2 protein-coding genes are annotated in these 1,942 nt (G+C 49.1%); one reads left to right on the plus strand and one right to left on the minus strand.

The genetic code is table 11. From position 1 onward, the window contains the following. Positions 1–250: 250 nt before the first annotated feature. Entirely contained in the window at positions 251–1,537 is a 1,287-nt protein-coding gene (locus INT21_RS06865) for a site-specific integrase (protein WP_193085020.1), read from the plus strand. 189 nt (positions 1,538–1,726) lie between these two features. On the opposite strand, the gene INT21_RS06870 is transcribed toward INT21_RS06865, so the two are convergent. Continuing rightward, positions 1,727–1,942 (minus strand): transposase (locus INT21_RS06870; protein ID WP_193085021.1); only part of this gene is annotated, 216 nt, incomplete at its 5' end.

Raw genomic sequence — 1,942 nt, forward strand, 5'->3', positions numbered from 1 at the left:
TTCTGTGAGAGGGATGAGGCGGTAACGCCTCACCCTACTCGATACTCCCTCTGAACCGCTGTGGTGGCCTGACCGGTCGGTCCGGCAAGGGGTTAATTGGGAAGCCGCAATTCTTTGTGTTCCACCTGACTGGCAGCGTTGGTTACAGGCTGCTTTAGCTTATCGTATGACGGAGGTTGCACAGGGAACTATTGGACAGGTTACTTCAGTGTTATCACGCGCTGCAAAGGCAGATCTAGAGCCCCTAAATATGGATCACCTGATCGATCTACGTGAGCGTTTTAATGTGGGTGAGTTTTCCTCATTGGTAGGTTTTATGGAGTTTTGGCAAGCGTGTGAATCGCTTGAAAAGCGACCCTCCCAAGCTTTGCTGGATACTTATAAAGCGCTACCGAGAAAGAAACGATCAAAAAATGATGTGGTCCTACGTTTGGATCCCGAGGAAGGACCATTCACGCGAGTAGAGCAAGACGCACTGTTCCAGTGGATGCATGACCAGTTCTGCCACAAAAATTTAGATCCTGAGCACTACCTCTATTTGCGGCTAGCGATGATCTATGGGTTGCGAGGTTGTCAATTGAGGGAACTTGTCTTTAAGGACTTTATTAAATCCGATCATGGCTACAAAATTCGAATTTTTTGGGCGAAGCAAAGAGGAGGTGATGCAGGGTGGAGAGCAAAGTCAGAGATATTTAACTTAGATGAAGACCTTTATAATACCGTGCAAGCCTATAAGTCAATTGTTCTAGCGGGACTTGAGGCGGAATATCCTGAGCGAGCCAACTGGTACAAAGCAATTAATAATGTACCTCTTTTTCGTCGAAGATTAGTAGGTCAGCGACGAGGGAAAGAGTCAGTGCCTGTAATAGTTGATTTACCTGACTTACGATTGCTGGAGCAAGAACCAAAGTTGCAATTTCATATTTCTGATGGGGTCATACGAACGTGGTTGTATCGCATTGAAAATATGCCTGGTTTTCCCATCTCGCCGCGTACCCAGCAACCACTAAAAATTAGCAAAGGTCATCGCTTTAGGCATACGCTCGGTACCGATCTCTCGAATGCTGGTTTGGATGAGTGGTCAATCGCTAGCGCATTTATGCATGCAAATACACACAGCGTCCGTAAATACAGAGCGGTATCGCCAGAGTTGATGAAACTGATTGACGAGAAGATGAGCGATCATCTCGCGCTGGTTGTGGGGGCTTTTACTGGAACCATTGTGACAGACCGTACTTCAGCTAAAAATGGAGGTCGACTGGATCGCCAAATTGAGGATTTGGCCGTCTGTGGCGCTGATACGGTCTGCTATTTGGACGCTCCATTTACTTGCTACGGATGCAGCAAGTTTCAGCCTCTTTTGGACGCTGATCACAAAGCCGCACTCGCACGCCTCGAGCGCCGCCGTGAGCAAACCATTGCTATCGATAAAACGACCGGAGTGTTATGGGATCGTGCTATTTTGGCGTGCCGCAAAGTTATTCTAGATTGCAACGCACTGCTTGAATCAGGCAGTACAGCTGGGTGGGACGCATGAGCAATGTAAGCGATTTTAAGCCTCTTAGCCTGGATTTCTCATAGTACCTCAGCCAGTACCGCACTCAGGCTGTAACACCGCTAAACACCTACTGGCTCGACTTACATCGGCTACTTTTTAACCACTTTCCGGCGTTCAGACACACTTCCCCCTTTCCCCCATTGCTTCGGGCCGGGGGCGCCCGAGCAGTCAGTTAGGAACCAACCGCCTGACGAGATCGGATAGCGCCGTTTTATAGGGGTAGCTGTCACTCATGAGTACTCGGATTCGACGCGTATTGCGGATAATGACCGCGCCTACTTTGATGAGCTTGAGCCTCAGGTTGCTCGGACTCATGCGCGCGAAGGGCGTGTGCTTCAGATAAGTCCGTAACCGCTCGAACAGCGTATAAGCGAAGCCCGACAA

The organism is Halomonas sp. 3F2F (assembly GCF_014897805.1).
GTDB lineage: Bacteria > Pseudomonadota > Gammaproteobacteria > Pseudomonadales > Halomonadaceae > Vreelandella.